Raw genomic sequence first — 25,134 nt, 5'->3', positions numbered from 1 at the left:
TCCTGTAAACAGACCAGGTGAAGCATGCATACTACCCAGTTGATCGCTGAAAGGGCAAGCTTCCAGAGTTTTGCCAACTGCTATCTGCGCGAAATCAATCCCGGCATGGCCGTCCGCCATGTCGACGGCGACGGCCGCACCGTCGAGGGCATCGAGTGGACGCTGGCGGCGGCGCGCATCATCCTGCGCGCCGAGATCACCTCGCGCTCGGCCTGCGGCCCCTGCCATTTCGGCACCCTGTGGACCCGGCCGGTGACGGATCCGCAATGGCGCAGCGTCGAACCGATGAGCGCCCTGCCCTGGCTGGTGCAGGACGCCTGCCGCCTTTTCGAAGGCAGCCAGCGCGAAAGCGCGCGGGCCTATGAACTCGGCCTCATGCTGCGCGTGCTGCAAAGCTACCAGCACACGGCGGAGAACATCGAGGTCGCGCGGCCGCTTTCCGCCGAATGCTTCACCTTCCTGGAGGCCGAACAGTCCATCGTCTACGGCCACTGGTTGCACCCGACGCCGAAAAGCCGGCAGGGCATGACCTTCTGGCAGCAGGAGACCTATGCGCCGGAATATTCCGGGCGTTTTCGCCTGGCCTATTTCGCCGCCGCCGATCATCTCGTGCGCCAGGACAGCGCGCGGGCGCAAACGGCCGCGGCCATCGTGCGTTCGATGGTTTCGGCCGGCCTTGCGGAGGAGCGGCTGCGAGCGGGCGAAACGCTGGTGCCCATGCACCCGCTCCAGGCGGACGCGCTGATGCTCGATCCGGATATCCAGGGGCTGATCGAGAGCGGCAGCCTGCGGGCGCTCGGCAGCTTCGGACCGGCTTTTTCCGCCACGTCGTCGGTGCGCACCGTCTATAGTCCGGACCATCCCTGGATGCTGAAATTCTCGCTCCCGGTTCGCATCACCAATTCGTTGCGCATCAACCGCCGGCACGAACTGGAGGCGGGCGTCGCGATCGCCAAACTGGTCGACCGGGCGGGCATCGCGGCACGCTATGGCACGTTCGGCATCATCCAGGATCCGGCCTATATCACGCTCGATTTGCCGGGCCGCGAGGAGAGCGGTTTCGAGATCATCCTGCGCGAAAACCCGTTCGTGCAAGGCCGCGACAGGGGCATCGCGACGATCGCGGCGCTGACCGCCGACCCCCTGCCCGGCCGGGCCTCGCTTCTCTCGCAAATCGTGCATCGGCTGGCGGGTGCCACGGCGCAAAGCCTCTCCCGGGTCGCCACGGCCTGGTTCGAGCGCTACCTCGACCATGCCCTCGAACCGCTGCTGCGCCTCTATGACGACTTCGGGATCGCGCTCGAAGCGCACCAGCAGAACAGCCTTGTCGACGTCTCCACCGGCTTTCCCTCGGCCTTTTACTACCGCGACAACCAGGGCTTCTACCTCGCCGAAAGCGATCGCGCGTCCCTCGCCGCCCTCGTGCCCGAAACCGAACGGATCGACGGCCTCTATTTCGACGAGGCCGAAATCCGCGACCGCTTCGCCTATTACGCCATCGTCAACCAGATCTTCTCCATCATCAGCCGCATGGGCCATGACAGGCTGGCGGGCGAGGAAGCGCTGCTTTCACTGCTGCGCCGCCGGCTCGCAACGCTTGCGATGGTGATGTCCGGCGCCGGGCGGCGCTTTGCCGAAAGCCTGCTCCACGCACCGACCATCGCCTCCAAGGCGAACCTGCGGGCGCGGCTCTTCGGTGTCGATGAGCTTCAGGCGCACGATACGAGCTCGCTCTACCGCCGTATCAGCAATCCATTGTGGGACGGCGAACAGGCCGCGATCGAGAGGCAGGTCCATGCCATTGCCTCTTGAGAACCCGGCTGCGCCACGCGACCGCGTGCTGCGCCAGCTTGTCGCCGCGCTGATTTTCGAGCGGCTGGTGACGATCGAAGACGCGGGAGGCCGGCTGGCCTGGCAGCTCGGCGGACGGGACTACCGTTGCCGCGGCCACATCGGCCCCTTCGGGCGTCCGCGCATCGCGCCGGCATCGGTCGAAATGCGCGGTGACGACGGCGCGTGGATGCCCGCTTCCATGGCCGTGCTGCTCGGCGCCCTGCCCGGGCCGGAACGCAACCGACAGAAACTCCTGTCGGAACTGGAGCTGACCGTCTCCTTCGCCAGCTGGAGCCGGGCCAACATCGCCGCCCGCGACCGCCGCGGCCTCTCCTTCGCCGGCATCGAGGCAGCGCTGGACGAGGGGCACCCCTACCATCCCTGCTACAAGGCGCGCGCCGGCTTTTCCTTTGACGACAACCGCGCCTACGGGCCGGAAGCGGCGCAGCCCTTCCAACTCCTCTGGCTGCTTGTCGCCCGCAGGCACCTGCGCCACGCCCTGCCGATGGCGGAGGACGCCTTCTGGAGCCTGGAACTGGGGGAAGAGACATTCCGCGATCTCCAGTCGCGCCGCGCCGCACTCGGCCTTTCGCAAGGGGGGTTCGGCCTCGTTCCCATCCATCCCTGGCAATGGCAGCACCTGAAGGACGACCGTCTGGCCGAATGGCTGGCCAAGGGCGACGTGCACATGCTGGGGCCGGCCGGCGACCGCTATCTCGCCAGCCAGTCGATCCGCTCGTTGCACAATCTCGACGCCCCGCACCGGGCAAGCGTCAAGCTCTCGCTCGGCATCGTCAACACCTCATCGCGCCGCATCCTGACGCCGCATTCGGTCTGCACCGCGCCCGCGATTTCGGATTGGATCGGCCGCGTCGTCGAAGGCGATCCGCTCTTCGCGGAGCGCTATCCGCTGACGATCCTGAAGGAATATGCCGGCCTCATCGCCGACCGGCACGGGCCGCTCGCCGGCGAGATCGCCGCGATCTGGCGCGACAGCGCGGAGGCAACGCTGGCGCCCGGCGAGGCCATCGTGCCGTTCAATGCGCTTGGCGTCATCGAGGCGGATGGCAAGCCGTTCATCGCGCCGTGGCTTGCCCGATACGGCCTTTCTGCCTGGTTCGAACGGCTGGTCGAGGTCGCCGTGCTGCCGGTCTGGCATCTGCTCGTCTGCCACGGCATCGCCGTGGAGGCCCATGCGCAGAACATGCTGCTCGTCCACCGCGACGGCTGGCCGGTGCGCCTCATCCTGCGCGACTTCCACGAAAGCATGGAATATGCCCGGCATTTCCTGCGCGAGCCGGGCCTGGAACCAAATTTCCCAGCGATGGATCCGGAATACGCGACGGCCGAACCCGACGATTTTTACTGGACCGAGCAGCTCGACATGCTGCGCATGCTGGTGACGGACACGCTCTTCGTCCACAACCTCACCGACCTCACGCATCTGATCGAAACGGCTTACGGCACGCCCGAAGCCGCGCTCTGGGACAAGATCGGCAGGCGGCTCGAAACCTATGCCGCCGAACACGGCCTTGCCGCCCGGCAGGCCCGGCTTGGCCACGCCGCGGCAAGCATCCGTGCGGAATCACTCGTCACGCGAAAACTCTTCGCCGCCGCGCCCGAATATCACCACGACATTCCCAATCCCTTCGCCCCCGCCCGGGCGAGGAAAGGAGACCTCATGCTGCACATCGACGACCGCGCCTATGAGCGCAGCGCGTTCGAGACCCTCGTCGACGCCATGGCGGAAGCTGCCGGGCTCGACCGCGAACCCATCGGCCGCCTCGCCGTCTGCTTCCCGGAAACGGCCGACTGGCTGGCGCTGTTCTTCGCCATCCGCGCCCGCGGCGGCAGCGTGCTGCCGATCCATCCCGGCACGCCCTATGCTGCGGCCCTGAAACTCGCGCAGAATGCTGGCTGCGACCGGCTTTATTATAACAGCGTGACGCCCGAGCGGCTCGCCGACATCGTCACCTGCGAAGGCCAGCTCCTGCAAATGAGCTCCGGCACGACAGGCGCGCCAAAATGCATCGCGCGCAGCTGGGCGGAGATCGACGCCGAGGTGGAGACCTATGTGCGCGCATTCCGCGCGCCCGAGGACATGACGCCGGTCATTGCCTGCCCGACCACCCATTCCTACGGCCTCATCTGCGGCATTCTGGTTGCGCTGAAGCGCGGCCAGGCGCCCGTCATCGTCAACGCGGCCAACCCGAAATACCTGCTGCGGCGCCTGCGCGAGACCGAGCGTCCGCTGCTCTATTCCTCCCCCGCGATCCTGCACACGCTGGCGCGGCTGACGCCGGAGGGGGAGAAGATGCACGCGCTGATGACCTCGGGCACGCTCTTGCCCGACGCCTGGTTCACGGCGATCCGCTCGAAGACCACGCACATGTTCCAGCAATATGGCTGCTCGGAATCAGGCTGCATCGCCATCAACCCGGACCTCACCTCCGCGGGCGACATGGGCTATGTGCTGCCGCATCTCGCCCTTGAGACCGGCACCGGCATCGACGCGCCCGGCGAGATCGTGGTCGCAGGCGGCGGCAAGCGCATCGAGACGCGCGATCTCGGTTATCGCCGGGCGGACAGCATGCTCGTCTTCATCTCCCGCCTCGACGACATGATCAACGTGTCGGGCCTCAACGTCTATCCGAAGGATGTCGAGGATGCGGTGATGGTCATGCCCGACGTCACCGATGCCGTCGCCTTCCGCCGCGAGGATCGCTTTGCCGGCGAACGGGTCGGCCTGCTGTTTTCCGCCAGCAAGGACGTGGCGCCGAATGCGGTGCGCGCCTGGTGCGCCGAGCGCCTCGCCGGCCACCAGCTGCCGACCGAAATCCTGCAGGTGCCCGCCGTGCCGCGCCAGGCGAACGGCAAGATCAGCCGCCGCGACGTGGCGGCGCGTTTTGCGGCCGGCGAATTCACCCCGAACAAGGAGGCCGCCGAATGAGCGAGGCCGATATCATCGCCGCCATCCGCACGGTGCTTGCCGAGCACATGGCGCATCCGCACATGCAGGCCTTCGCGCCCGATGCCCGGCTCAACGAGGATCTCTATCTCGATTCCGTGCTGGTCCTGCAAATCTTCCTCAACCTCGAACTGGAATTCGGCGTCAGCGTGCCGGAGGAAATCATCAACCGGCAGGATATTTCGACCGTCGCCGACCTCGCCGCCCTGCTCGCCCGCGGTGCGGCGCCCGCCGCACCGACCGTCACCACCGGCGAAGGCGTGCATGGCGAGCTCGATTACGACATCAAGGTCCATTGCTTCGTGAGCTGCGTTTGCGACGGTCTGAAACGCCGCGGGCTCGACCACCGGCCCTATTATTTCGGCATCTGGGACACGGAATTCGCCGTCAGCGACCGCCACCAGATCCTCTACCACGCCCCCGGCATCACCCAGGATTTCTTCCACCGCTGGTACGAACGCCTTTACGGCGTCACGGTCGAGGACTGGTACGACCATGCGAAATCCAAGGACGAGAACGTCGTGACCCTATTGGACCGCATCGAGAACCGGTCGGCCGCAGGCAGCGTGATGGTGATGCTCGACATGTTCCACCTGCCGGAGCGCGAAAACAAGTTCAACCAGAACCCCTTCCCGCACTTCCTGATGCTGGAGAAACACGAGGACCCTTCACTGTTCCGCGTGCTGGACCCGGACTACCGCTGGGAGGGCGAGATCGCCCGCGACACGGTGCTCAACGCCGTGCGCCAGCCGACGGCCGCCGGGGGCTATGCCTTCGATTCCAGCACGGCCCGGCCGCCGGAAGACGCCGATGTGCGCGACTATTTCGAGGCCTGCTTCAAGCCGCACGCGAATCCGCTTGCCGATCGCCTTCGCGAGATCGTTCGCGCGCATCTGACGGGAAAGAGCGGCCTGATGCTCGCCGACCTGCCGCTTGCCGTGCGCGAGCTGCCGATCATCACCATCCGCAAATATGCCTATGAGCACGGCTTCGCCTATTTCTGGCGCGCCCTGAAGCTGCCGGCGGCGCAATTCGACCCGTGGTGCGACGAGATCGAGACGCTGATCCAGCTCCTGAAGTCGCTGCACTACGATTGCATGAAGCTCGGCCAGACGGCCGACCCGGCGCTCGCCGCCGCCGTCCTCAAGCGCATCGACGAGGCCGACGCGCAGGAATTCAAGCTGAAGCACAAGCTCGCCGAAATCTTCGACCTCTGGCGCGCCTCACGCTTTCCCGCCGATATTCACCGCCAAGCCCTGAAGGTGGCCCAATGAGACTTTCGCTCTGCACGATCACCTTCCGCCATCACCTGATCTCGCTCGACGAGATCGCCGCCTTTGCCCGCACCAATGGTTTCGACGGCATAGAGCTCTGGGGCGTGCACGCCCGCAGCCTCGAACACCGCACGGACCGCGACGGCGACTGGCTGGCGGGGCTGGGGCTCAACGTGCCCATGCTCAGCGACTACCTGCCGCTGGAAGCAGATCCGGTCGAGCTGCGCCGGCGCATGTTCGCGCTCATCCGCCTCGCCCGCCGCTGGCAGGCACGAAAAATCCGCACCTTCGCCGGCAGCAAGGGCAGTGCGGCGACCAGCGAGGACGAACGCCGCCTGATCGCGACAAGGCTTAGCGAGCTTTCGGCGCTCGCCGAGGATCACGGCCTGTCGCTGCTGGCCGAGACCCACCCGAACACGCTCGCCGATTGCGGTGCCTCGACCCTGCGGCTGATCGAGGAGGTCGGCCATGACGCCTTCGGCATCAATTTCGATACTTTGCATGTCTGGGAGGGCGGCGACGATCCCGTGGCCTTCCACCGCACGATCCGACCGCATGTGCGCCACTATCACTTCAAGAACATTAGCACGCGCAGCGACCTCGCGGTCTTCGAGCCCGCCAATGTCTATTCCCCGGCGGGCCGGCGCGAGGGCATGACCCGGCTTTTCGAAGGCACGGTCGACTACCAGCCCTTCCTGGAAGACATTTCGGGCGACGAGACCGTCGAGGCCTCGCTGGAATGGTTCGGCGCCGATTGCATGGAGGTGCTGCGCCACGACCGCCGGGTGCTGGCGGAAACTGCCGCCCCCGGCCTGAGATTGCGGGCAAGCTAGCCGACTTTATTCGTGCGCCTCCGCCCAATGGGGATATGTCACATAGGCGGTGAGCGCGTCCTCTCCGTCTGTCGTGATCGTCACCGCCTCACCCTTGGGCATGTAGACGATTTCCCCCGGCCCCGCCGTGACCGTGCCGGCACCAGTGGAAACGGCAAGCCGGCCTTCCAGAACGATCATGACGTCATCGACGGCCATCGTCTCGGTGAGGGTCTGGCCGGGCGCATAGCGGCCATAGCCGACGGTGATAGGCCCGCCGTGCCTCTCATCCACCAGGTTCCCGACGAATATATCCGCGTCCTGCCCCGGCGACCGAACCAGGGTCGCGTCGGCAATACTGAACTTCTGAACCTTCATCGCTCTCTCCCTTTGTCTCTTGGGAGGTAGTGCAGTTGATGAACGCGCCAAGGCCATTGCTACAGGCACCGTTGCCGTCGCGGCGAAAACGCGACATAACTCGGGTTGCCAGACCTCCGCCCGTCAGGTTGCGGTGGCAAAGGGTGGAGGAACGTTGGAGAAGCCCGTCAGCGAGGCGCCGGCACCGGGCGCGCCGGGGATTGCCGCCCGATGGACGTCCAGCGCGAAGAGCGGCGTCGGCACGGCCCTTTCGGCTGCTTCGCGCACCTGGTTCACCGTCAGCCACGGCATTCTCAACGAAGTCTATCATCCGCGGCTGGACCATGCCTGCACGCGTGATCTCGGCCTGATCGTCACGCGCGACGACGGCTATTTCTCCGAGGAGAAGCGCCACGCCGCGCATGATGTCGCCTGGTTCCAGGATGGCGTCCCCGCCTTCCACCTGACCAATACCGCGCTCGACGGCGCCTACCGGATCGAAAAGCGTATTCTCGTCGATCCGCAACGGCCGACCGTCCTGCAGAAGATCCATTTCACGCCGCTGGCCGGCAAGGCCGAAGACTACCGGGTCTATGCGCTGCTGGCGCCGCATCTCGTCAACGCAGGAATGGGCAATTCCGCCTGGATCGGCGCGTATAAGGGCGTGCGCATGCTGTTCGCATCCGGCCGCGGACAATCGCTCGCGCTCGCATGCTCCCTGCCGTGGCGGGAGGCCTCTGCCGACTATGTCGGCGTTTCGGACGGCTGGCGGCGACTGTCGGTGTCGGGCCGGCTCGGTCCCCAATACCAAAACGCGACGGACGGAAATGTCGCGCTGACCGGAGAAATAGGCTTTACGGCCGATGACGACGTCGCGGTGATCGCCCTGTCCTTCGGCCCCACACCGGAGGAAGCGGGCTACAACGCCCTTGCGAGCCTCAACGACGGCTACGAAGGCGCTGCCACCGCCTATGTGGCGGGATGGCGCGACTGGCAGAAGGGCCTGTTGCCGCTCGATGGGCCTGGCCACAAAGGCCCGAACCTCTACCGCACCAGCACCGCCGTGCTCGGCACCCACCGGTCGCTCGGCTTTCCCGGTCCGGCGGTCGCAAGCCTCTCGATTCCCTGGGGCTCCAGCAAGGGCGACGACGATCTCGGCGGCTACCATCTCGTCTGGCCGCGTGACCTGGTCGAAACGGCGGGCGGCTTCCTGGCTGCCGGCCTGACGGACGATGCGCTCCAGATCCTGGCCTATCTGCGCACCATACAGGAAGCCGACGGTCACTGGCCGCAAAACGCCTGGCTCGACGGAACGACCTACTGGGACGGCATCCAGATGGACGAGTGCGGCTTCCCCCTGCTGCTTGCCGACGGATTGCACCGCATGGGCTGCCTTTCGGGCGAACCGCTGGCGTCCTATCTCCCCATGGTGGAACGCGCCACCGCCTACCTCGTCCGCAACGGGCCGGTCACCGGCGAAGACCGGTGGGAAGAGGATAGCGGCTACTCACCCTTCACGCTCGCCGTCGAAATTGCCGCACTGCTCGCCGCCGCGGACATTCTGGATACCTGCGGCAAGGGGGAGGCTGCGCGCTTCGCCCGGCAGACCGCCGATTGCTGGAACGACCAGATCGAGAAATGGACCTATGTCAGCGGCACCCGCACCTGCGCCGAACTCGGCGTCGACGGCTACTATGTCCGCATCGCGCCGGCCGATCTCGCGGATGCCGCCTCTCCCAAGGACGGTTTCGTGCCGATCAAGAACCGCCCGCCCGACGACACCGACCGGGCGCCCGACCTGATCGTCAGCCCGGATGCGCTGGCGCTGGTTCGCTTCGGGTTGCGGGCGGCGGACGACCCGCGGATCGTCAACACCGTGACGGTCATCGACGCCCGTCTTCGCGCCGACCTTCCGCAAGGACCGGTCTGGTATCGCTACACCGATGACGGCTACGGCGAGCATGCCAATGGCGACCCCTTCGATGGGACGGGCCAGGGCAGGCCATGGCCGCTGCTGACGGGCGAGCGGGCGCACTACGAACTCGCCGCTGGCCGCCCGCAATCCTCCCTGGACCTGCTGGGGACCTTCGCCGCATCGGCAGGCACCGGCGGGCTGTTGCCGGAGCAGGTCTGGGACGGTGCGGACATGCCGGAACGGGAATTGCGGCGGGGCCGCCCCTCCGGCAGCGCCATGCCGCTCGTTTGGGCGCATGCGGAATATATCAAGCTCCTGCGTTCCCTTCGCGACGGCAAGGTTTTCGACATGCCGCCACAAGGACCGGAACGCTATATCCGGAACAGGACCACCGCGCCCTTCCGGTCCTGGCGCTTCAACAACAAGATCCGCACGATCCCCCAGGGCAAGCTGCTGCGGATCGAATTGCTGGCCGCGGCCACCGTCCGCTGGAGCGCGGATGGCTGGGCGGCCGCAAACGACAGCGCGACGAGCGGCAATGCCTTCGGCATCCACGTCGTCGAAATCCCCACCTCCGGGCTCGCGGAAGGTGCCAGCGTCGAATTCACCTTCCGTTGGGTGGAAACGGGGCGCTGGGAAGGCATGAATTTCGCCATCATCATCGCGCCAGATTAAGACAGACAGGCCTCCGGCGGACACGCCATCTCTTCCAGAAAGGACGTTGCTATGCAGATCGGCATGATGGGTTTGGGACGCATGGGCGCCAACATGGTGCGGCGATTGATGAAGGACGGCCATGAATGCGTGGTCTACGACATCAATCCGGCAGCCGTCGCGGCGCTCGCTTCTGAAGGTGCTACCGGCGCGAACGCGCTGGAAGATTTCGTTGCCAAGCTTTCCAAGCCCGCCTGCGTGTGGCTGATGCTGCCTGCCGCAATCACCGGCAGGATCGCCGATCAGGTTGCGGGCCTGATGCAGCCCGGCGACATCATCATCGACGGCGGCAACTCCCACTACCAGGACGCCGTCGATATTGCCGGCAAGCTTGCACCCAGGGACATCAGCTTCGTCGACGTCGGCACCAGCGGCGGCGTCTGGGGTCTCGACCGCGGCTACTGCCTGATGATCGGTGGCCCGGTGGCGGCAGTGCGCCATCTGGACCCCATTTTCGCAAGCCTTGCCCCCGGCGCGGAGGATGGCGCGGCACCCGCGGCGGGCACTGCTGCCTCCGGCTATCTGCATTGCGGACCGAGCGGCGCCGGCCACTTCGTCAAGATGATCCACAACGGCATCGAATATGGCATGATGGCGGCCTATGCCGAGGGCCTCAACATCCTGAAAGCCGCCAATGCCGGCAAGCGCAAGCGCGAGGCGGACGCCGAAACGAGCCCGCTCAAGAATCCGGAATATTATCAGTTCGACATCGACCTCGCCGCCGTCACCGAAGTATGGCGGCATGGCAGCGTGATCGGTTCATGGCTGCTCGACCTGACGGCGGGCGTCCTGAAGGAAGACCCGGCGCTTGCCAAATTCGGCGGACGCGTCTCGGATTCCGGCGAGGGGCGCTGGACGCTGAAAGCGGCAATCGACACGGGCGTGCCGGCGCCGGTGCTCTCGTCGGCGCTTTTCGACCGCTTCAGTTCGCAAGGCGAATCCGAGTTCGCCGACAAGCTCCTCTCCGCCATGCGCTTCGCCTTCGGCGGCCATGTCGAGAAGAAGAAGGACTGATTGCGTTGCAGGAGATGACCGAAGATCCGATCGTTCTGTCGATCGACGTCGGCGGATCGCATGTGAAGATCAGGACCAGCGTCGGAGATGAGGAGCGGCGTGTCGAATCGGGCGCGACCATGACCGCGGTCCAGATGGTGGAGGCGGTAAAATCCCTTGCCGCGGGATGGTCCTATGACGTGGTCTCCATCGGCTATCCGGGGCCGGTAGCGGACAACAGGCCTCTGAAGGATCCAATGCATCTGGGCGCTGGCTGGGCGGGCCACGATTTCGCACAGGCCTTCGGCAAGCCGACCAAAGTCGTCAACGATGCGTTGATGCAGGCGATCGGCAGCTACGAGGGCGGCCGCATGCTTTTCCTCGGCCTGGGCACCGGGCTTGGAACCGCGATGATCATCGAAAACGTCTGCCATGCGATGGAGGCCGGCCACCTGCCCTATAAAAACGGGAAGACCTTCGAGGACCATGTCGGCGAACCGGTATTGGAAAAACGCGGCAAGAAGAAGTGGCGCAAGGCGGTGTTCGCGGTAACGGAGCGCCTGCGGGCCGCTCTGCTGCCCGGCTATGTCGTCATCGGCGGCGGCAATGTCGAACATCTCCACGAGCTGCCGCCAAATTGCCTGCGTGGCGACAACACCCGTGCCTTCACCGGCGGTTTCCGGATCTGGAAGGACCCTTCCCTACGCGTGTAACGGTTTTTATTCTTCATTTTCAGGACAGCTTTATGGACGGCGTGAGGTTACTTTCGGACGAGGCACTGGTCACCCGGCTTCAGCGCGCGGCCTTTTCCTATCTGGTCGACTATGCAGATGAGGATACCGGCCTTGTCGCGGATACATCCCGCCCGGGATCGCCCTGCAGCATCGCCGTCGTCGGCTTTGCGCTGTCCTGTTATCCCGTCGCCGTCCGGAACGGGTGGATGTCGCGCGCCGAGGCCGCGGCCCGCACGCTCAAGGTGCTGCGGTTCTTTGCCCTGAGCACACAAAACGAGGCGCCCGACGCCACCGGCTACAAGGGTTTCTACTACCACTTTCTCGACATGAGGACGGGCAAGCGCGTCTGGCAATGCGAACTCTCGCTTGTCGATAGCGCGCTGCTGATGGCGGGCATCCTCGTGGCAGGGGGCTATTTCGACGGCGGCAACACCGAGGAGACTGAGATCCGCGACCATGCCGACGCGCTTTACCGTCGTGTCGACTGGCACTGGGCGCAGAACGGAACCGCCGGCCTCTCGCAGGGCTGGAAACCGGAATGCGGATTTCTCCACTATGGCTGGGAAGGCTACAACGAGGCGCTGATCCTGTACGTGCTTGGGTTTGGCTCGCCGACCTTCCCGTTGACGTCCGCGTGCTACGAGACATGGAGCCTGACCTACCAGTGGGAAAACCTCATGGACAGGAACGTGCTCTATTCCGGCCCGCTCTTCACGCATCTGTTTTCGCATGCCTGGATCGACTTTCGCGGTATCCGCGATGCGTTCATGCGCGAGAAGAACAGCGACTATTTCGAGAACACCAGAAGAACGATCGCCATCCATCGCGACTATGGTGAGCGCAATCCATACGAATTCGCGGGCTATTCCCGCGATTTCTGGGGTGTCACGGCGGGCGATGGCCCATCGGTGCCGGCCTTGCGCCAGAGCGGCAGGGATCGCCGGTTCTACGGCTACATGTCACGCGGCGTGCCCTATGGCCCGGACGACGGCACGATCTCGCCCTGGGCGATGCTGGCAACGCTGCCCTTTACCCCCGACGCCGCGCTCGCCGGCACCCGCCACCTCCTCGAAACCTATCCGCAGGTCTGCCGAGAAGACCGGTTTTCCAGCGGCTTCAACCCGACACTGCGCTGCGGTCCGGAGGGGTGGCTTTCGGAAGGATGGTACGGGCTCGACCAGGGCCTGCTCGCGATGACGATCGAAAATCATCGCACGGGGCTGATCTGGGAAATCATGCGGCGCTGCACATATGTGCGTGACGGCCTCGCGCGGGCCGGGTTCAAGGGCGGATGGTTATAGACATGCAAGGCAATGCACCACGGGCAAAGCCCGATGACGATAGCCTCCTCCTCAGGCGCGTGCGGCCGCGGGACTGGACCAATCCCGAACCGAAAAGCGTCTACGATCTCGTCATCGTCGGCGCCGGGCCGGCGGGCCTGGCGGCGGCCGAATGCGCGGCGCAGCGCGGCTTTTCCGTCGCTCTTATCGAGCGTGATCGCATGGGCGGAGATTCGCTGAATACGGGGTCCGTGCCATCGAAGTCGATCATCCGCAGCGCGCTGGCCTATGATTTGATGCGGGAGACCGACGGCTTCGGCGTGCCGATCCCGACCGAACCTGTTCTCGATTTTGCCGCGGTGATGGGGCGCATGCGCCGGATACGGACACGGATCGCGGAATATCATTCGGTCCATGAGCTCGCAGCCCTCGGCGTGGACATCTTCTTCGGTGCCGCCAGGTTCGCCAACGCGAATGCGCTCCTCGTCAACGACACCCGCCTGACCTTCAGGAAGGCGCTTATCGCCACGGGCGCGCGGCCGAGAATCCCCGATATTCCGGGCCTCGACCGGATGGATTATCGAACGAGCGCGACGGTTTTCGACATGACGGCGCTACCGAAACGCCTTGTCGTCATCGGCGGGGGGCCGCTCGGCTGCGAACTGGCGCAAGCCTTCTGCCGGCTGGGTTCGCATGTGACGATCGTGCAGAAAAGTCCGAAATTCCTGCCCCGGGAGGGGCGCGACGCGGCCGAGATCCTGTCCTGGTCCATGGCGCGCGACGGCATGGACATCCGCCTGAACACCACCGTCGTCGGAGCACGGCGCGAGGGTGACGCCAAGGTGCTGGAGACGCTCAATTACGATCTGAAAGGCGAGATCGTGGCCGATGAAATCCTTGTCTGTGCCGGGCGCTTGCCCAATGTCGAGGGCCTCGACCTAGCGGCGGCCGGCGTGGCACTCGATCCCGACTGCGGCATCAGGGTCGACGATTTCCTGTGCAGCAGCAATCCCGACATATATGCCGCCGGCGATGTCTGCCTGCCGCTGAAGTTCGCCAATGCCGCGCAATCCTCCGCGCGCATGGCGGTGCAGAATGCGCTCATGCAGGGGCGGCAGCGGCACGACAACTCGGTCATTCCCTGGTGCACCTTCTGCGACCCCGAGATCGCGCATATCGGCCTGCATGTCTGGGAAGCCCGCCGGCAATCGATTCCGATCCGGAGCTATACCGTGATGATGACCGATGTCGACCGCGCCGTCACGGACGGGCAGGAGGCCGGGTTCGTCAAGATCCACGTCGCGGAGGGCAGCGATAAAATCCTCGGCGCGACCATCGTCGCCTCGCGGGCGAGCGAGATGATCAATGAAATGGCGGTCATCATGAGCACCGGCATCGGCATGAACGCGCTCGCCGAGGTGGTCCACACCTATCCGGCACAGTCCGGGGCGATCATGCTTGCGGCGCAGGCCTACCGGCGCGATGTCGACCGTATGGCCCGGCAGGCCGAGGCCGGAGAGGCATCGGCCTGATCCGCTGGCTTATCCTCCGGCCGTCACCGGCAGGAGCCGCAGGGTGCGCGAAAAAAGGTCGACGCGCCCTTCTCCCGTGCCCATCGCGATGATCGCCGCACCCGCCAGTTCGTCGCGGAAGATGGAGGCGACCCGTTCGCCATTGTCGCCATCGGTCAGGTCGCCGATATCGTCGATCACGATCCAGCCCGGACGGTGAAGGAGCAGTTGCGCGATGCTCAGCATCCGGCGCTCGTCATTGCCGAACTCGTGTTCCCAGCGGGCGATGCGGTCCAGCGACGGCGACAGGCGTTCAAGCCCCGCCCGTTGCAGGCTGGCCAGGATTTCCTCGGTCGAGTAGGCATCGGCGTCGCGCGGATAACAAAGCGCCGCGCGCAGCGTACCGGCCGGCATGTAGGGATCGCGCACCACGAACGCGATGCCGCCGTCGCGCGGCAGGCTGATGCTGCCCCTGCCCCAGAACCACAATCCGGCAATCGTGTGCGTCAGGAGCGTCTTGCCGGCGCCGAGCGCTCCGGTGACGAGCACGCGGTCCCCGGGATGAACCTCGACATGCGGCTCGGACAGCCGCACCGGCCCCGACGGCACGTCGATTTCCAGATTGTCGAGGACGATGACAGGGTCGGGCGACGGGACGAAAGCGATGCGGTCCGCCGTTCCGTCGGCCGTCTCGGCGTCCATCAGGGCGAGCCGGAACGCTGCGACCCGCCCGAGCGTCGCGCGCCAGTCGGCGATCGAGCCGATATTGTCGACGAACCAGCGCAGCGAGGCATGGAACTGGTTGAACGCGCCGACGGCCATCATCAGCCCGCCGAAGGTCATGTCGCCGCCGAAATAGACCGGCGCGGCAATGATGATGGGCGCAACGATCGTCACCCAGCCATAACCCGACGTGACCCAGGCAAGGCGCGTCATTGCGAAGACGATGCGGCGGGTTGCGGCCATGACCGCGGCGAGGTCCCGCTGAAGGCGCCGCGCCTCGTCCACCTCGCCGGAGGCGACCGAGATGGCGGCGAGCTGTTCGTTCACCCGCATCAGCGAAGAGCGCAGGTCCGCCTCGCGCGCGTAGCGGTCGCCATTGAGAGCGATCAACGGTCGGCCGACCATCCAGCTGAGCCATGACGCGGTTCCCGAATACAGGATCGCGGCCCAGACCATGTAGCCGGGGATCAGGAAGGCGTCGCCCCACAGGTGGAAGACGAAGCCGGAGGACAGCGCCCAAAGAACGCCGACGAAGCTCAAGAGCAGGACGCCCGCCTGCAACAGGCCGACGCCCAGATCGACCGAGAGATCGCTCAACCGGTGCGCATCCTCGTGCAGCCGCTGGTCGGGATTGATGCCGATCTGCCCGCGTCGCGCCACGCGAAAGGCGCGGCCGGGACGAAGCCACTCGTCGATCATGTCGCGCGTCAGCGCTTCCCGGAGCTTCAGGTGCAGCATCTGGTTGAGCCAGAGCTGCGCGACGTTGAGAACAAGCAGCGCGCCAGCGATCTCGAAAAAGACCAGCAACTGGGCGAGGAAGGCCGGCATGTTGCGCTGTTGCAGGGCGTCGTAGAACGGCTGGTTCCAGCGATTGAGGACAATCTGCCCGTAAGCCGTGGCAAGAATGACCACAAGGATGCCCGCCGCCAGCAGCACCAGGACGCCGCGCAGCGGCGAGCCGTGGAAGGCCGCCGCCATGGTCGCCAAATATTGGCGCAGTCGCGGTTCCTCGGCCCCGTCACGCGCCGGATTCAGATCAGCCATGCCTGTCACCGATGTGTCGAGGGGCCGCAGGACCCGCTCCCGCGCGGTTTGCGCCTGTCTCTAGCCCAAGGAAACCTGACTTGACCAAGCCTTGAATGAACCGGGAGAGCGCCACCGGCCTGGATCATCGTTGAGCTCCTTTGAAACACTGCGGCGAGACTATAGCCCGACATAGGGAGCGTCCATTCAATCGGCAACATGCCGATGCAGAATTGCCGGCTGCTTCCGGTCACCGGCACGCACTTCGGCGTGGCTCGTCCGTCTACACCACAGGCGAAATCGCGCATGCAGAATTCCCCGACGTCTCCTTCCACCAGGAACTGCGTTCGCTCAGACGGCTGGAAAGAACAGTTCCACCGTCGTTCCCTTCCCGACTGTGGAGCGAATGCGTGCGTCACCGCCGCTCTGGCGCATGAAGCCGTAGACGACCGCGAGGCCGAGGCCTGCACCTCCTTCCTCGTCGCGCGTCGTGAAATAGGGCTCGAAGGCCTTGTCCACAGCATCCGCCGACATGCCGATGCCATCGTCGATGACGCAAACCGCAATGCCCGTTTCGATGCCCATGCAGCGGATGAGGATTGTCCCGCCCTCGGGCATGGCGGCGGCGGCGTTGAGGCAGAGATTGAGAATCGACTGCTCGAAGAGGGCGGCGTCGAGCTGCACCGTCGGCAGGTCGTCTGCGATGTCGAAGGCCAGGCGGCGGTGTTCGCCGATGGCGATCTCCAGCACATCGGCCATGCCGCGCAAAAGCGCGCCGATCTCCACCGCGCCGGGATGGATCGGCTGCTGGCTGCCGATAGACAGCATGCTGCCCGCAAGCGAACGGCCCCGGTCGGCGGCCTTGCGGATGCGGGCGAGATGGCGCTTCTGGCGGTCGTTGAAACCGGTCTCGCGTTCGAGAAGGCCGAGGCTACCGGTGATGATGCCGATCATGTTGCCGACCTCGTGGCTCACCTGGTGGGTCATGCGCATGATGCCGTCGAGGCGCTGGATCCTGGCCGCTTCCGCCTCCTGTCGGTCGAGGTCGGTAATGTCGCGCGCCAGGAGCACGATGCCGCCATCCGGCTGGCGCGACAGCGACACCTCCGTCACCCGCCCCGCCTCGGAACGATGGCGCAGAACGGATCGCGCACCGAGCAGGCCGGCATCGGTCTCGGCGGGCAGAAGTGCAGGATCGATCTCCGGCAAGGGCGCCACGAATTTGCGCAGCGGCAGTTTTCGCGCCGAGCCCGACCAGCCGACAAGCTCGATGACGCGCCGGTTCATGGTGATCGGCCGGCCGCGCGGGTCGAACAGCGCAATGCCTTCGTTCATGGTGCGGAAGGTGGAGCGTATGGTGCGGGCAGCGGCTTCCGCCGTGCGCCGGAGCCGAGAGACGCGCTCCACGCTTTCGCGAAACGCGCGGAAGGCTTCGAGCAGCCGCACCAGCTCCGTCTCCGTCCCGTTATAGGCGGGTGCATCCACATCCTTGCGCCCTTCCGCCAGCGCGTTCATGCCCGTGGAAAGCGCCACGATGCCGCGCGAGACGCGCATGACCGAGCGGATGGAGAAGATCGCCATCACGAGCACCAGCAGGGAGGCGAAGGCAACGATGACGAGCAGGCGGCTCAGCGCATCCGAGGTCGAGACGAGGTCCTCGTTGAGGCCGCGGGCGACGGCCTCGCTCTGGGTTTCGGTCGCATGGGACAGATCGCGGGAAACGGAATGCAGCCGCGCCACGGCAGCGCGGATGGCGAACATTTCGAGCAGATAGCGGGTCTGCGCCTCGAAGACGCGCTCGTAAGGCATGAGCTCGGCCGCGGAAACCCGCGCATCCGGGGACGCACGGTCGAGGCGCGGCGCGGTTTCGGCGACATAGCGGCGACGCAGCTCACCAAGCTGGAAAAGACTGTCGGAATTGGAGGCCGATTGCACGATGCCGTTGAGCCGCCGGCGGAAATCGGTTTCGGTTATGCCGCTGCCCGTCGCGATCTCGCCGAGGGCGGCCGCCGCCTCCGCCTTGTGCTGCTGGGCCGCTTCCGCGTCGGCCGCGAGCATCGTCGTCTGCGTGCGGATGGTCTCCAGCAGTTCGACGATGCGCGCGCCCGCAAAGCCTTTCACGGCCGTGCCTTCGCGCTCCGGCTGCATGGTGCGCAGCAGCACATCGACCTGCGCGACGACAGCACGGCTCTCGCTGGAGACCCGGTAGGGAGACGTCGCGTTCATCAGGAAGGGCGCGCTCGATACGAGGTCGGAGACCTGCCGCGAGACCAGCGAGGCCTTGGCGAGGCTGGAAAAGGCTTGCAGGCCATAGGCCGCCATTTCCTCGCGCGCCCGTTGCAGGCCGTAGACCGCGATGGTCGCCAGGCTGAACACGAGCACGCAGATGAAGGCGATGGCAAAGGGCAGGCGAAAGGCGATCGAGGAGAGGAAGGGACGATTGATCACGGCGAAAGCTCACCATCGTCCGTGCTCAGCACATAACCCTTGCCGCGGCGGGTCTGGATGTGGCGCGGCAGATCCGGATTGCGCTCGATCTTGCGGCGAAGACGCAGCACGAGCACGTCGACATTGCGGTCGATGTAGCGTTCGCTTTCCGCGCCGAGCCGATCGAGAATATGCGCCCGGCTGACGGGTATGTTCGGGGTCTCGGCAAGGATTTCGAGCAGGGCGAATTCGGCGCTGGTCAGCGATTTGGCGGGATCGGTGAGGCAGACGGCGCGGCGGTTCTTGATATCGACCGACCAGTCGCCCAGCTTCAGCGCCGCCGGTTCGTGCTCGCGCTCAGTCTCTCGTTCCGGCTTCAGCGAGGGGATCGTCCGGCGCAGCACGGCCTTGATGCGTGCCGTCAGTTCGATCGGCTCGAAGGGTTTTACGACATAGTCGTCCGCCGCGGTCTCCAGCCCCAGCACCCGGTCCGCGGCACTGCCCGCTGCCGTCACCATGACGATGCCGACATTGGTCTGCGCACGCAGACGCTGCGCGAAGGTGCGGCCGGAGGTGCCTGGCAGGTTATGGTCGACGAGCACCAGATGCACCGTCTCGCGCGCCAGCACGCCCATGGCCTCCTCTGCCGATGGCGCGGTCAGGGGCGTCCAGCCCTCCGCCTCCACCAGATCGGAGATAAGCTCCGCCATGTCCGGATCGTCCTCGACGATCAGAATCCTGATCCTCTCATTCAACACATGCACGTCCTCCCGCGCGCATCATAGGCAGGCCTGTCACAATCTTCAAAGCGGGCTCGCGTTATGCGGCTTGTCACATTTGTAACCTTTGTCATTTTTGCCCGGCCGGTGGCGCTCCAGGCTGTAAGAACGGTAACCATTCTTCGATTGCGGCGCGCGGCAGATGTGACATCCTGACTGCGGAGATTGGGACGTTCGTCGTTCCAAAGGGAGGAACATCGTGAAAGGCATCACCGCTTTCAGCGCGGGCGTGGCTTTGTGGCTCATGAGCGCCGCGGCCGGCGCGGCAGCCCCATCGCTCACCGTCTTGTGCGGTGTCGACGAGGCATGGTGCGCCGCGATGAAGACGGCCTATGAGGCAAAGACCGGCCTCGACATTTCGATGACCCGCAAGAGCACCGGCGACATCCTCAACCAGATCCGCGCGGAAAAGGCCGCCCCGACCGTCGATGTCTGGTGGGGCGGGACGGGCGACACCCATTTGCAGGGCGGGTCGGAAGACCTGCTGGAACCCTACCAGCCGGCGCACGAGCGCGACATGCTGCCCTGGGCGCAGAACTTTTTCGCCATGTCCGGTGGCCGCTCCGCCGGCATCTATGCCGGGGCGCTCGGCTTTGCCTACAATGCCGATCTGCTGCGCGAACTGAAGCTGCCGGCGCCGACCTGCTGGAAGGACCTGACGGACATCGCCTATCGCGGCCGCATCCGGAGCGGCAACCCGAACTCTTCCGGCACCGCCTTCACGACGCTCGCGACGCTGGTGCAGCTCTTCGGCGAGGAGGAAGCCTTCCGCTATCTCGCCGCGCTCAACCGCAATATCGATCAGTACACGACCGCGGGTTCCGCCCCGGTCAAGGCGGCCGCGCGCGGCGAAACGCTGATCGGCATCTCCTTCATGCACGATGCCGTCACGCAGAAGCAGGCAGGCTCGCCCCTGATCATCGTCGCGCCCTGCGAAGGCACGGGGTATGAGATCGGCGCCGTCAGCATCGTCAAGGGTGCGCAGCATATCGAAGAGGCGAAACGCTTCGTCGATTTTGCGCTGAGCCCGGAAGGACAGGGCACGGGCGCGGCATCGGGCCAGAACCAGGTGCCGTCCAATGCGAAATCGGCCCTGCCGCTGGCGGCCCCCGATATTTCGCTCATCAAGATGGTGGACTACGACTTCGCCACCTTCGGCTCGCCGGAAGAACGAAGTCGGCTGCTCGAACGGTTCGACGCGGTGATATCCGCGACGAACTAACCGCCCACAAACCACGATCCGAACTTCGTGAACGCGCCGCTCACAGGCAGGCCGATGGCCGCGCCGTGTCTCGTTCGCGCCAAAAATCCAAAACCAGGTAACAGGAGGATGCCCCCATGAAACAGACCCTTTCCCTCATGCTCTTCGCTGGCACGGCACTTGCCGCCCTGCCGGCACAGGCGGCCGGCGAACTCAACCTCATCTGCTCGGCAGATGTCGTCATCTGCGAGCAGATGAAGGGCGATTTCGAGAAGTCGCACAGCGACATCAAGGTGAACATGGTTCGCCTGTCCTCCGGCGAGACCTATGCCAAGGTGCGCGCAGAAGCCCGCAACCCGAAGACGGATATCTGGTGGGCCGGCACCGGCGACCCGCATCTTCAGGCCGCCTCCGAAAACCTGACGCTGGAATACAAGTCGCCGAAGCTCGACGAGCTGAACGACTGGGCGAAGAGCCAGGCGGAAAGCTCCGGCTACAAGACGGTCGGCGTCTATGCCGGCGCGCTCGGCTGGGGCTACAATACGGAGATCTTCAAGTCGAAGGGCTTCAAGGAGCCGGTCTGCTGGGCCGACCTGCTGGCGCCGGAACTGAAGGGCGAAATCCAGATCGCCAATCCGAATTCGTCGGGCACCGCCTATACGGCGCTCGCCTCCCTCGTGCAGATCATGGGCGAGGACCCGGCCTTCGACTACCTCAAGAAGCTCAACGACAACATCTCGCAATACACCAAGTCCGGCTCGGCACCCGTCAAGGCGGCGGCGCGCGGCGAGACGGCGCTTGGCATCGTCTTCGTGCACGATGCGGTGGCGCAGACCTCGGAAGGCTTCCCGGTCAAGTCGATCACGCCCTGCGAGGGCACTGGCTACGAAATCGGCTCCATGTCGATCATCAAGGGCGCCCGCAACCTCGACAATGCCAAGATCTGGTACGACTGGGCGCTGACCGCGGAAGTGCAATCGCGCATGAAGGATGCCAAATCCTTCCAGCTTCCGTCCAACAAGAATGCTGAAATCCCCAAGGAAGCCCCGCGCTTCGAGGACATCAAGCTGATCGACTACGACTTCAAGACCTATGGCGACCCGGAAAAGCGCAAGGCGCTGCTGGAGCGTTGGGATCGTGAAGTCGGCGCCGTCGCCAACTGACGCTCTATCTCTTTGTTTTCACGCAATTCCGAACGCAAAACCGCTGCACACTTTTGCTGGAATTGCTCTAAGCGGCGGCGCCCGTCTCCTCCGGGCGCCGCCTTTCCCCAAACAGCAATAACAGCGAGGTCGGCCATGACGCATGGCAATCGCAGGCTGGACATGGTCCTGATCCTGGGCGCGGTCGCTTTGACCCTTCTGCCCTGGTATCGGATCGAGGGCGGCTTCTTCGGGTTCGGCTGGCTCGCCGGTTTTCCCCTTTCTTCCGAGGCGGCACCCAACCTGCTGCAGATCGCCTTGCATGGCCGGCTTTGGCTTGCCGGTGCCGTGCTTCTCCTCCTCATCGCCGGTGTGGCGCGCGGCATGGCGGACCCGATGCGCCGCGGCGCCGTGCTGGCATGGGTGGGCGCCATCGGCGTGCTGTTCCTCTCGCTGCAAGGCCTCGCCATCAGCTTTGCCGGCTGGACATGGACGATCAGCGAAACGCTCTTCGGGCCGCTTTCCGACGGCCAGTCGTCGATGGGCGCGGGCGCTGTTCTTTCTGCCGTCTCCTTCGTCCTGCTGTTTGCCTTCGGTCTTGCCGAGCGCGGCGTGATGAAGGGCGATGCCTTCGTCGTCAGCGCGATCTCGCTGCTCGTCTTCCTCGTCGCGGTCTTCGTGTTCTACCCGATCGGCAGCATGTTCATCGGCGCGGTGCAGGACTTCGACGGCTCGTTCAACCCGGACAATTTCATCCGCAACATGCAGGATCCCGGCATCTGGAGCCTCGGCTGCCTCACCGGCGGCGCGCGCTGCGGCGTGGCGTGGCGCACGCTGTGGCTCGCCATCATGACCGGCCTCGGCTCGACCCTGCTCGGCCTCGCCTTCGCACTCGTCGCCACCCGCACGCGGTTTCCCTACAAGAAGGGCCTGCGCCTGCTCACCATCCTGCCGATCATCACGCCGCCCTTCGTCATCGGCCTCGCCCTGACGCTGCTCTTCGGCCGCGCCGGCGTCGTCACGCAGGGCCTTTCCGACCTCTTCGGCATCGAGCCCGGCCGCTGGCTCTATGGCCTCACCGGCATCTGGATCGCGCAGGTCCTGTCGTTCACGCCGATCTCCTTCCTCGTGCTGATCGGCGTCGTCGAGGGTGTCAGCCCGTCGATGGAGGAGGCTTCTCAGACGCTCCGCGCCGACCGCTGGCGCACCTTCTGGCGCGTCTCGCTGCCGCTGATGAAACCGGGCCTCGCCAACGCCTTCCTCATCGGCTTCATCGAGAGCATGGCCGACTTCGGCAATCCGCTGGTGCTCGGCGGCAGCCATGGCGTGCTCTCGACGGAAATCTTCTTCGCCGTCGTCGGCTCGCAGAACGATCCGTCGCGCGCCGCCGTGCTCGCCACCGTCCTCCTGTGCTTCACGCTCTCGGCCTTCCTTGCCCAGCGCCTGTGGCTCTCCGGCAAGAACTTCGCGACGGTGACGGGCAAGGGCGACAGCGGCGCGCACATCGCGCTCCCCCGCGGCGTCTCGATCGGCGTCCACGCTCTCGTCATACCCTGGGGCCTCTTCACGCTCGTCATCTACGGCATGATCCTCGTCGGCGGCTTCGTGAAGACCTGGGGGCTCGACAATTCGCTGACCCTCGACCATTACGCAAAGGCCTTCTCCATCAGCTTCGACAACGGGATTGCCTGGACGGGCGTCGCCTGGAACTCCTTTTGGACGACGATGGAGATCGCGCTGATCTCCGCACCGCTGACGGCCATCGTCGGCCTGCTGACGGCCTACATCATCGTGCGCCAGAAATTCGCCGGCAAGAACGCCTTCGAATTCGCCCTCATGATGAGCTTCGCCATTCCCGGCACGGTCATCGGCGTCAGCTACATCATGGCCTTCAACCTGCCGCCGCTCGAAATGACCGGCTCGGCGCTGATCCTGATCGCTTGCTTCGTCTTCCGCAACATGCCGGTCGGCGTGCGCGGCGGCATCGCGGCGATGAGCCAGCTCGACAAAAGCCTGGACGAGGCGTCGCTGACGCTCAGGGCCAACAGCTTCCGCACGATCCGCAAGGTCATCCTGCCGCTGCTCCGCCCCGCCATCACCGCTGCCCTCGTCTATTCCTTCGTGCGCGCCATCACCTCGATCAGCGCCGTCATCTTCCTCGTCAGCGCAGAATACAACATGGCGACCTCCTACATCGTCGGTCTCGTCGAAAATGGCGAATACGGCGTGGCGATCGCCTATTCCTCCATGCTGATCGTCGTGATGATCACGGTCATCAGCGGCTTCCAGCTTCTCGTGGGCGAACGCCGCCTCCGGCGCGAAAACCGCGTCGCCGGCATCACCCCATCCGCTTCCTCCCATCAGGAGAAAATCGCATGATCACCCCGAAAGCCGGCTCCGTCGTCTTCCAAAACGTGAAGAAGACATTTGGCGCCTTCACCGCCATTCCCGACCTCTCGCTCACCATCGAGCCGGGCACGCTCGTCACCCTGCTCGGCCCCTCCGGCTGCGGCAAGACGACGACGCTGCGCATGCTCGCCGGCCTCGAACATCCGACAGCGGGGAAAATCCTCATCGGCGGCAAGGATGTCACCATGCTGCCCGCCAACGAGCGCGACGTTTCGATGGTGTTCCAGTCCTACGCGCTCTTTCCGCATATGAGCTCGCTCGAAAACGTCGCCTACGGCCTCGAATCGTCTGGCCTTTCGCGTAAGGAAGCGCGGGAGAGAGCGGAGGAAGGGCTGGCGCTCGTCGGCCTCGCCGGCATGGGCCAGCGCCTGCCGGCCGAGCTTTCCGGCGGCCAGCAGCAGCGCGTCGCCGTCGCCCGCGCACTGGTGCTGGAGCCGCAGGTCCTGTTGCTCGACGAACCCTTGTCGAACCTCGATGCGCGCCTGCGCCGCCGGGTGCGCACGGAAATCCGCGAACTACAGCAACGCCTCGGCTTCACCGCCGTCTATGTCACGCACGACCAGGACGAGGCGCTCGCCGTCTCCGACCGCATCATCATCATGAAGGACGGCGAGATCGCCCAGTCGGGCGCGCCGCGCGAACTCTACGAAACGCCGGCCTCTTCCTTCATCGCCGATTTCATGGGAGAGGCGAATGTCATTGCCTGCGAGGTGCTCGGCATCGACGGCAACGAGGCACAGATCCGCGTCGGCGGCGTCGAGCATCGCGTGCCCGCCGGCAGGGCCAAGCTCGGGGCCGCAAGCCTCGCCGTGCGCCCCGGCGCCGTGACGCTCGCCGAAGGGCGGGGACCGGGTCTTGCCGGCCGCATCCTGCATTCGGCCTATCTCGGCGACCATGTCGAATACGAGGTCGAAACCGACGTCGGCACGCTCTTCATCGTCGATCACGCCGTCGACCGCATCCTTCCCGCCGCCTCCGACGCCACGCTCGGCTTCAAGACCCGCGGCATCGCCCTCATCAACGCCTGATATTGCAAGGA

At 65.3% G+C, this 25,134-nt stretch carries 17 protein-coding genes; 13 read left to right on the top strand and 4 right to left on the bottom strand.

Going from position 1 to position 25,134, the window contains the following annotated elements:
- Positions 1–24 precede the first annotated feature (24 nt).
- The 4 genes from J2Y63_RS00335 to J2Y63_RS00320 are packed head-to-tail and all read left to right on the top strand — an operon-like array spanning position 25 to position 6,908.
- Positions 25–1,812: an IucA/IucC family protein gene (locus J2Y63_RS00335; protein ID WP_435264403.1), complete on the top strand. Its 1,788-nt coding sequence runs from the start codon at positions 25–27 to the stop codon at positions 1,810–1,812.
- A complete protein-coding gene (locus J2Y63_RS00330; protein WP_435264402.1) occupies positions 1,796–4,783 on the top strand; it encodes an IucA/IucC family protein in 2,988 nt (995 codons plus the stop codon). The genes J2Y63_RS00335 and J2Y63_RS00330 overlap by 17 nt, the downstream gene beginning before the upstream one ends.
- Positions 4,780–6,075: a DUF6005 family protein gene (locus J2Y63_RS00325; RefSeq protein ID WP_435264401.1), complete on the top strand. Its 1,296-nt coding sequence runs from the start codon at positions 4,780–4,782 to the stop codon at positions 6,073–6,075. The genes J2Y63_RS00330 and J2Y63_RS00325 overlap by 4 nt, the downstream gene beginning before the upstream one ends.
- Positions 6,072–6,908: a sugar phosphate isomerase/epimerase family protein gene (locus tag J2Y63_RS00320; protein WP_435264400.1), complete on the top strand. Its 837-nt coding sequence runs from the start codon at positions 6,072–6,074 to the stop codon at positions 6,906–6,908. Before J2Y63_RS00325 ends, J2Y63_RS00320 begins: the two co-directional genes overlap by 4 nt.
- Positions 6,909–6,914: 6 nt before the next feature.
- Here the strand turns inward: J2Y63_RS00320 and J2Y63_RS00315 are convergent, their stop codons facing one another.
- A complete protein-coding gene (locus J2Y63_RS00315) occupies positions 6,915–7,265 on the bottom strand; it encodes an AraC family ligand binding domain-containing protein (protein WP_435264399.1) in 351 nt (116 codons plus the stop codon).
- A 154-nt stretch (positions 7,266–7,419) separates the two neighbouring features.
- On the opposite strand from J2Y63_RS00315, the gene J2Y63_RS00310 reads away from it, so the two are divergent.
- Genes J2Y63_RS00310 through J2Y63_RS00290 form a run of 5 tightly spaced genes read left to right on the top strand, consistent with a single transcriptional unit; the run spans position 7,420 to position 14,412 of the window.
- A complete protein-coding gene (locus J2Y63_RS00310) occupies positions 7,420–9,834 on the top strand; it encodes a glucan 1,4-alpha-glucosidase (RefSeq protein ID WP_435264398.1) in 2,415 nt (804 codons plus the stop codon).
- Between the two features lie 51 nt (positions 9,835–9,885).
- Positions 9,886–10,887 (top strand): phosphogluconate dehydrogenase (NAD(+)-dependent, decarboxylating), encoded by a 1,002-nt coding sequence (gnd, locus tag J2Y63_RS00305; RefSeq protein WP_435264397.1) that lies wholly within the window; start codon positions 9,886–9,888, stop codon positions 10,885–10,887.
- A 14-nt stretch (positions 10,888–10,901) separates the two neighbouring features.
- Entirely contained in the window at positions 10,902–11,579 is a 678-nt protein-coding gene (locus J2Y63_RS00300; RefSeq protein ID WP_435265019.1) for an ROK family protein, read from the top strand.
- A gap of 32 nt (positions 11,580–11,611) precedes the next feature.
- Positions 11,612–12,901 carry a glucoamylase family protein gene (locus tag J2Y63_RS00295; RefSeq protein WP_435264396.1) on the top strand — a complete coding sequence of 430 codons (1,290 nt, stop codon included), beginning with the start codon at positions 11,612–11,614 and terminating at the stop codon, positions 12,899–12,901.
- 2 nt (positions 12,902–12,903) lie between these two features.
- Positions 12,904–14,412 (top strand): mercuric reductase, encoded by a 1,509-nt coding sequence (locus tag J2Y63_RS00290; protein WP_435264395.1) that lies wholly within the window; start codon positions 12,904–12,906, stop codon positions 14,410–14,412.
- Positions 14,413–14,421: 9 nt separating this feature from the next.
- On the opposite strand, the gene J2Y63_RS00285 is transcribed toward J2Y63_RS00290, so the two are convergent.
- From J2Y63_RS00285 to J2Y63_RS00275, 3 genes are all read right to left on the bottom strand, one after another.
- On the bottom strand, positions 14,422–16,158 hold the full coding sequence (locus J2Y63_RS00285) for an ABC transporter ATP-binding protein/permease (RefSeq protein WP_435264394.1): 1,737 nt from the start codon (positions 16,156–16,158) through the stop codon (positions 14,422–14,424).
- Between the two features lie 330 nt (positions 16,159–16,488).
- Positions 16,489–18,585: a two-component system sensor histidine kinase NtrB gene (locus tag J2Y63_RS00280; RefSeq protein ID WP_435264393.1), complete on the bottom strand. Its 2,097-nt coding sequence runs from the start codon at positions 18,583–18,585 to the stop codon at positions 16,489–16,491.
- Positions 18,582–19,322, bottom strand: coding sequence for a response regulator (locus J2Y63_RS00275; protein WP_435264392.1), 741 nt, complete (start codon positions 19,320–19,322; stop codon positions 18,582–18,584). The genes J2Y63_RS00280 and J2Y63_RS00275 overlap by 4 nt, the downstream gene beginning before the upstream one ends.
- Positions 19,323–19,542: 220 nt before the next feature.
- Between J2Y63_RS00275 and J2Y63_RS00270 the strand changes: the two genes are divergently transcribed.
- The 4 genes from J2Y63_RS00270 to J2Y63_RS00255 all read left to right on the top strand — a co-directional run bounded on the left by J2Y63_RS00270 (position 19,543) and on the right by J2Y63_RS00255 (position 25,123).
- Entirely contained in the window at positions 19,543–20,565 is a 1,023-nt protein-coding gene (locus J2Y63_RS00270; protein ID WP_435264391.1) for an ABC transporter substrate-binding protein, read from the top strand.
- Between the two features lie 116 nt (positions 20,566–20,681).
- Positions 20,682–21,707, top strand: a complete 1,026-nt coding sequence (locus tag J2Y63_RS00265) for an ABC transporter substrate-binding protein (RefSeq protein ID WP_435264390.1) — start codon at positions 20,682–20,684, stop codon at positions 21,705–21,707.
- Positions 21,708–21,842: 135 nt separating this feature from the next.
- A complete protein-coding gene (locus J2Y63_RS00260) occupies positions 21,843–24,065 on the top strand; it encodes an ABC transporter permease (protein ID WP_435264389.1) in 2,223 nt (740 codons plus the stop codon).
- Positions 24,062–25,123: an ABC transporter ATP-binding protein gene (locus J2Y63_RS00255; RefSeq protein WP_435264388.1), complete on the top strand. Its 1,062-nt coding sequence runs from the start codon at positions 24,062–24,064 to the stop codon at positions 25,121–25,123. Before J2Y63_RS00260 ends, J2Y63_RS00255 begins: the two co-directional genes overlap by 4 nt.
- Positions 25,124–25,134: the final 11 nt, after the last annotated feature.

The organism is Shinella sp. BE166, from assembly GCF_051201095.1.
Classification (GTDB): Bacteria; Pseudomonadota; Alphaproteobacteria; order Rhizobiales; family Rhizobiaceae; genus Shinella; species Shinella lacus.
This window is presented reverse-complemented; position numbering and strand designations above follow the sequence as displayed.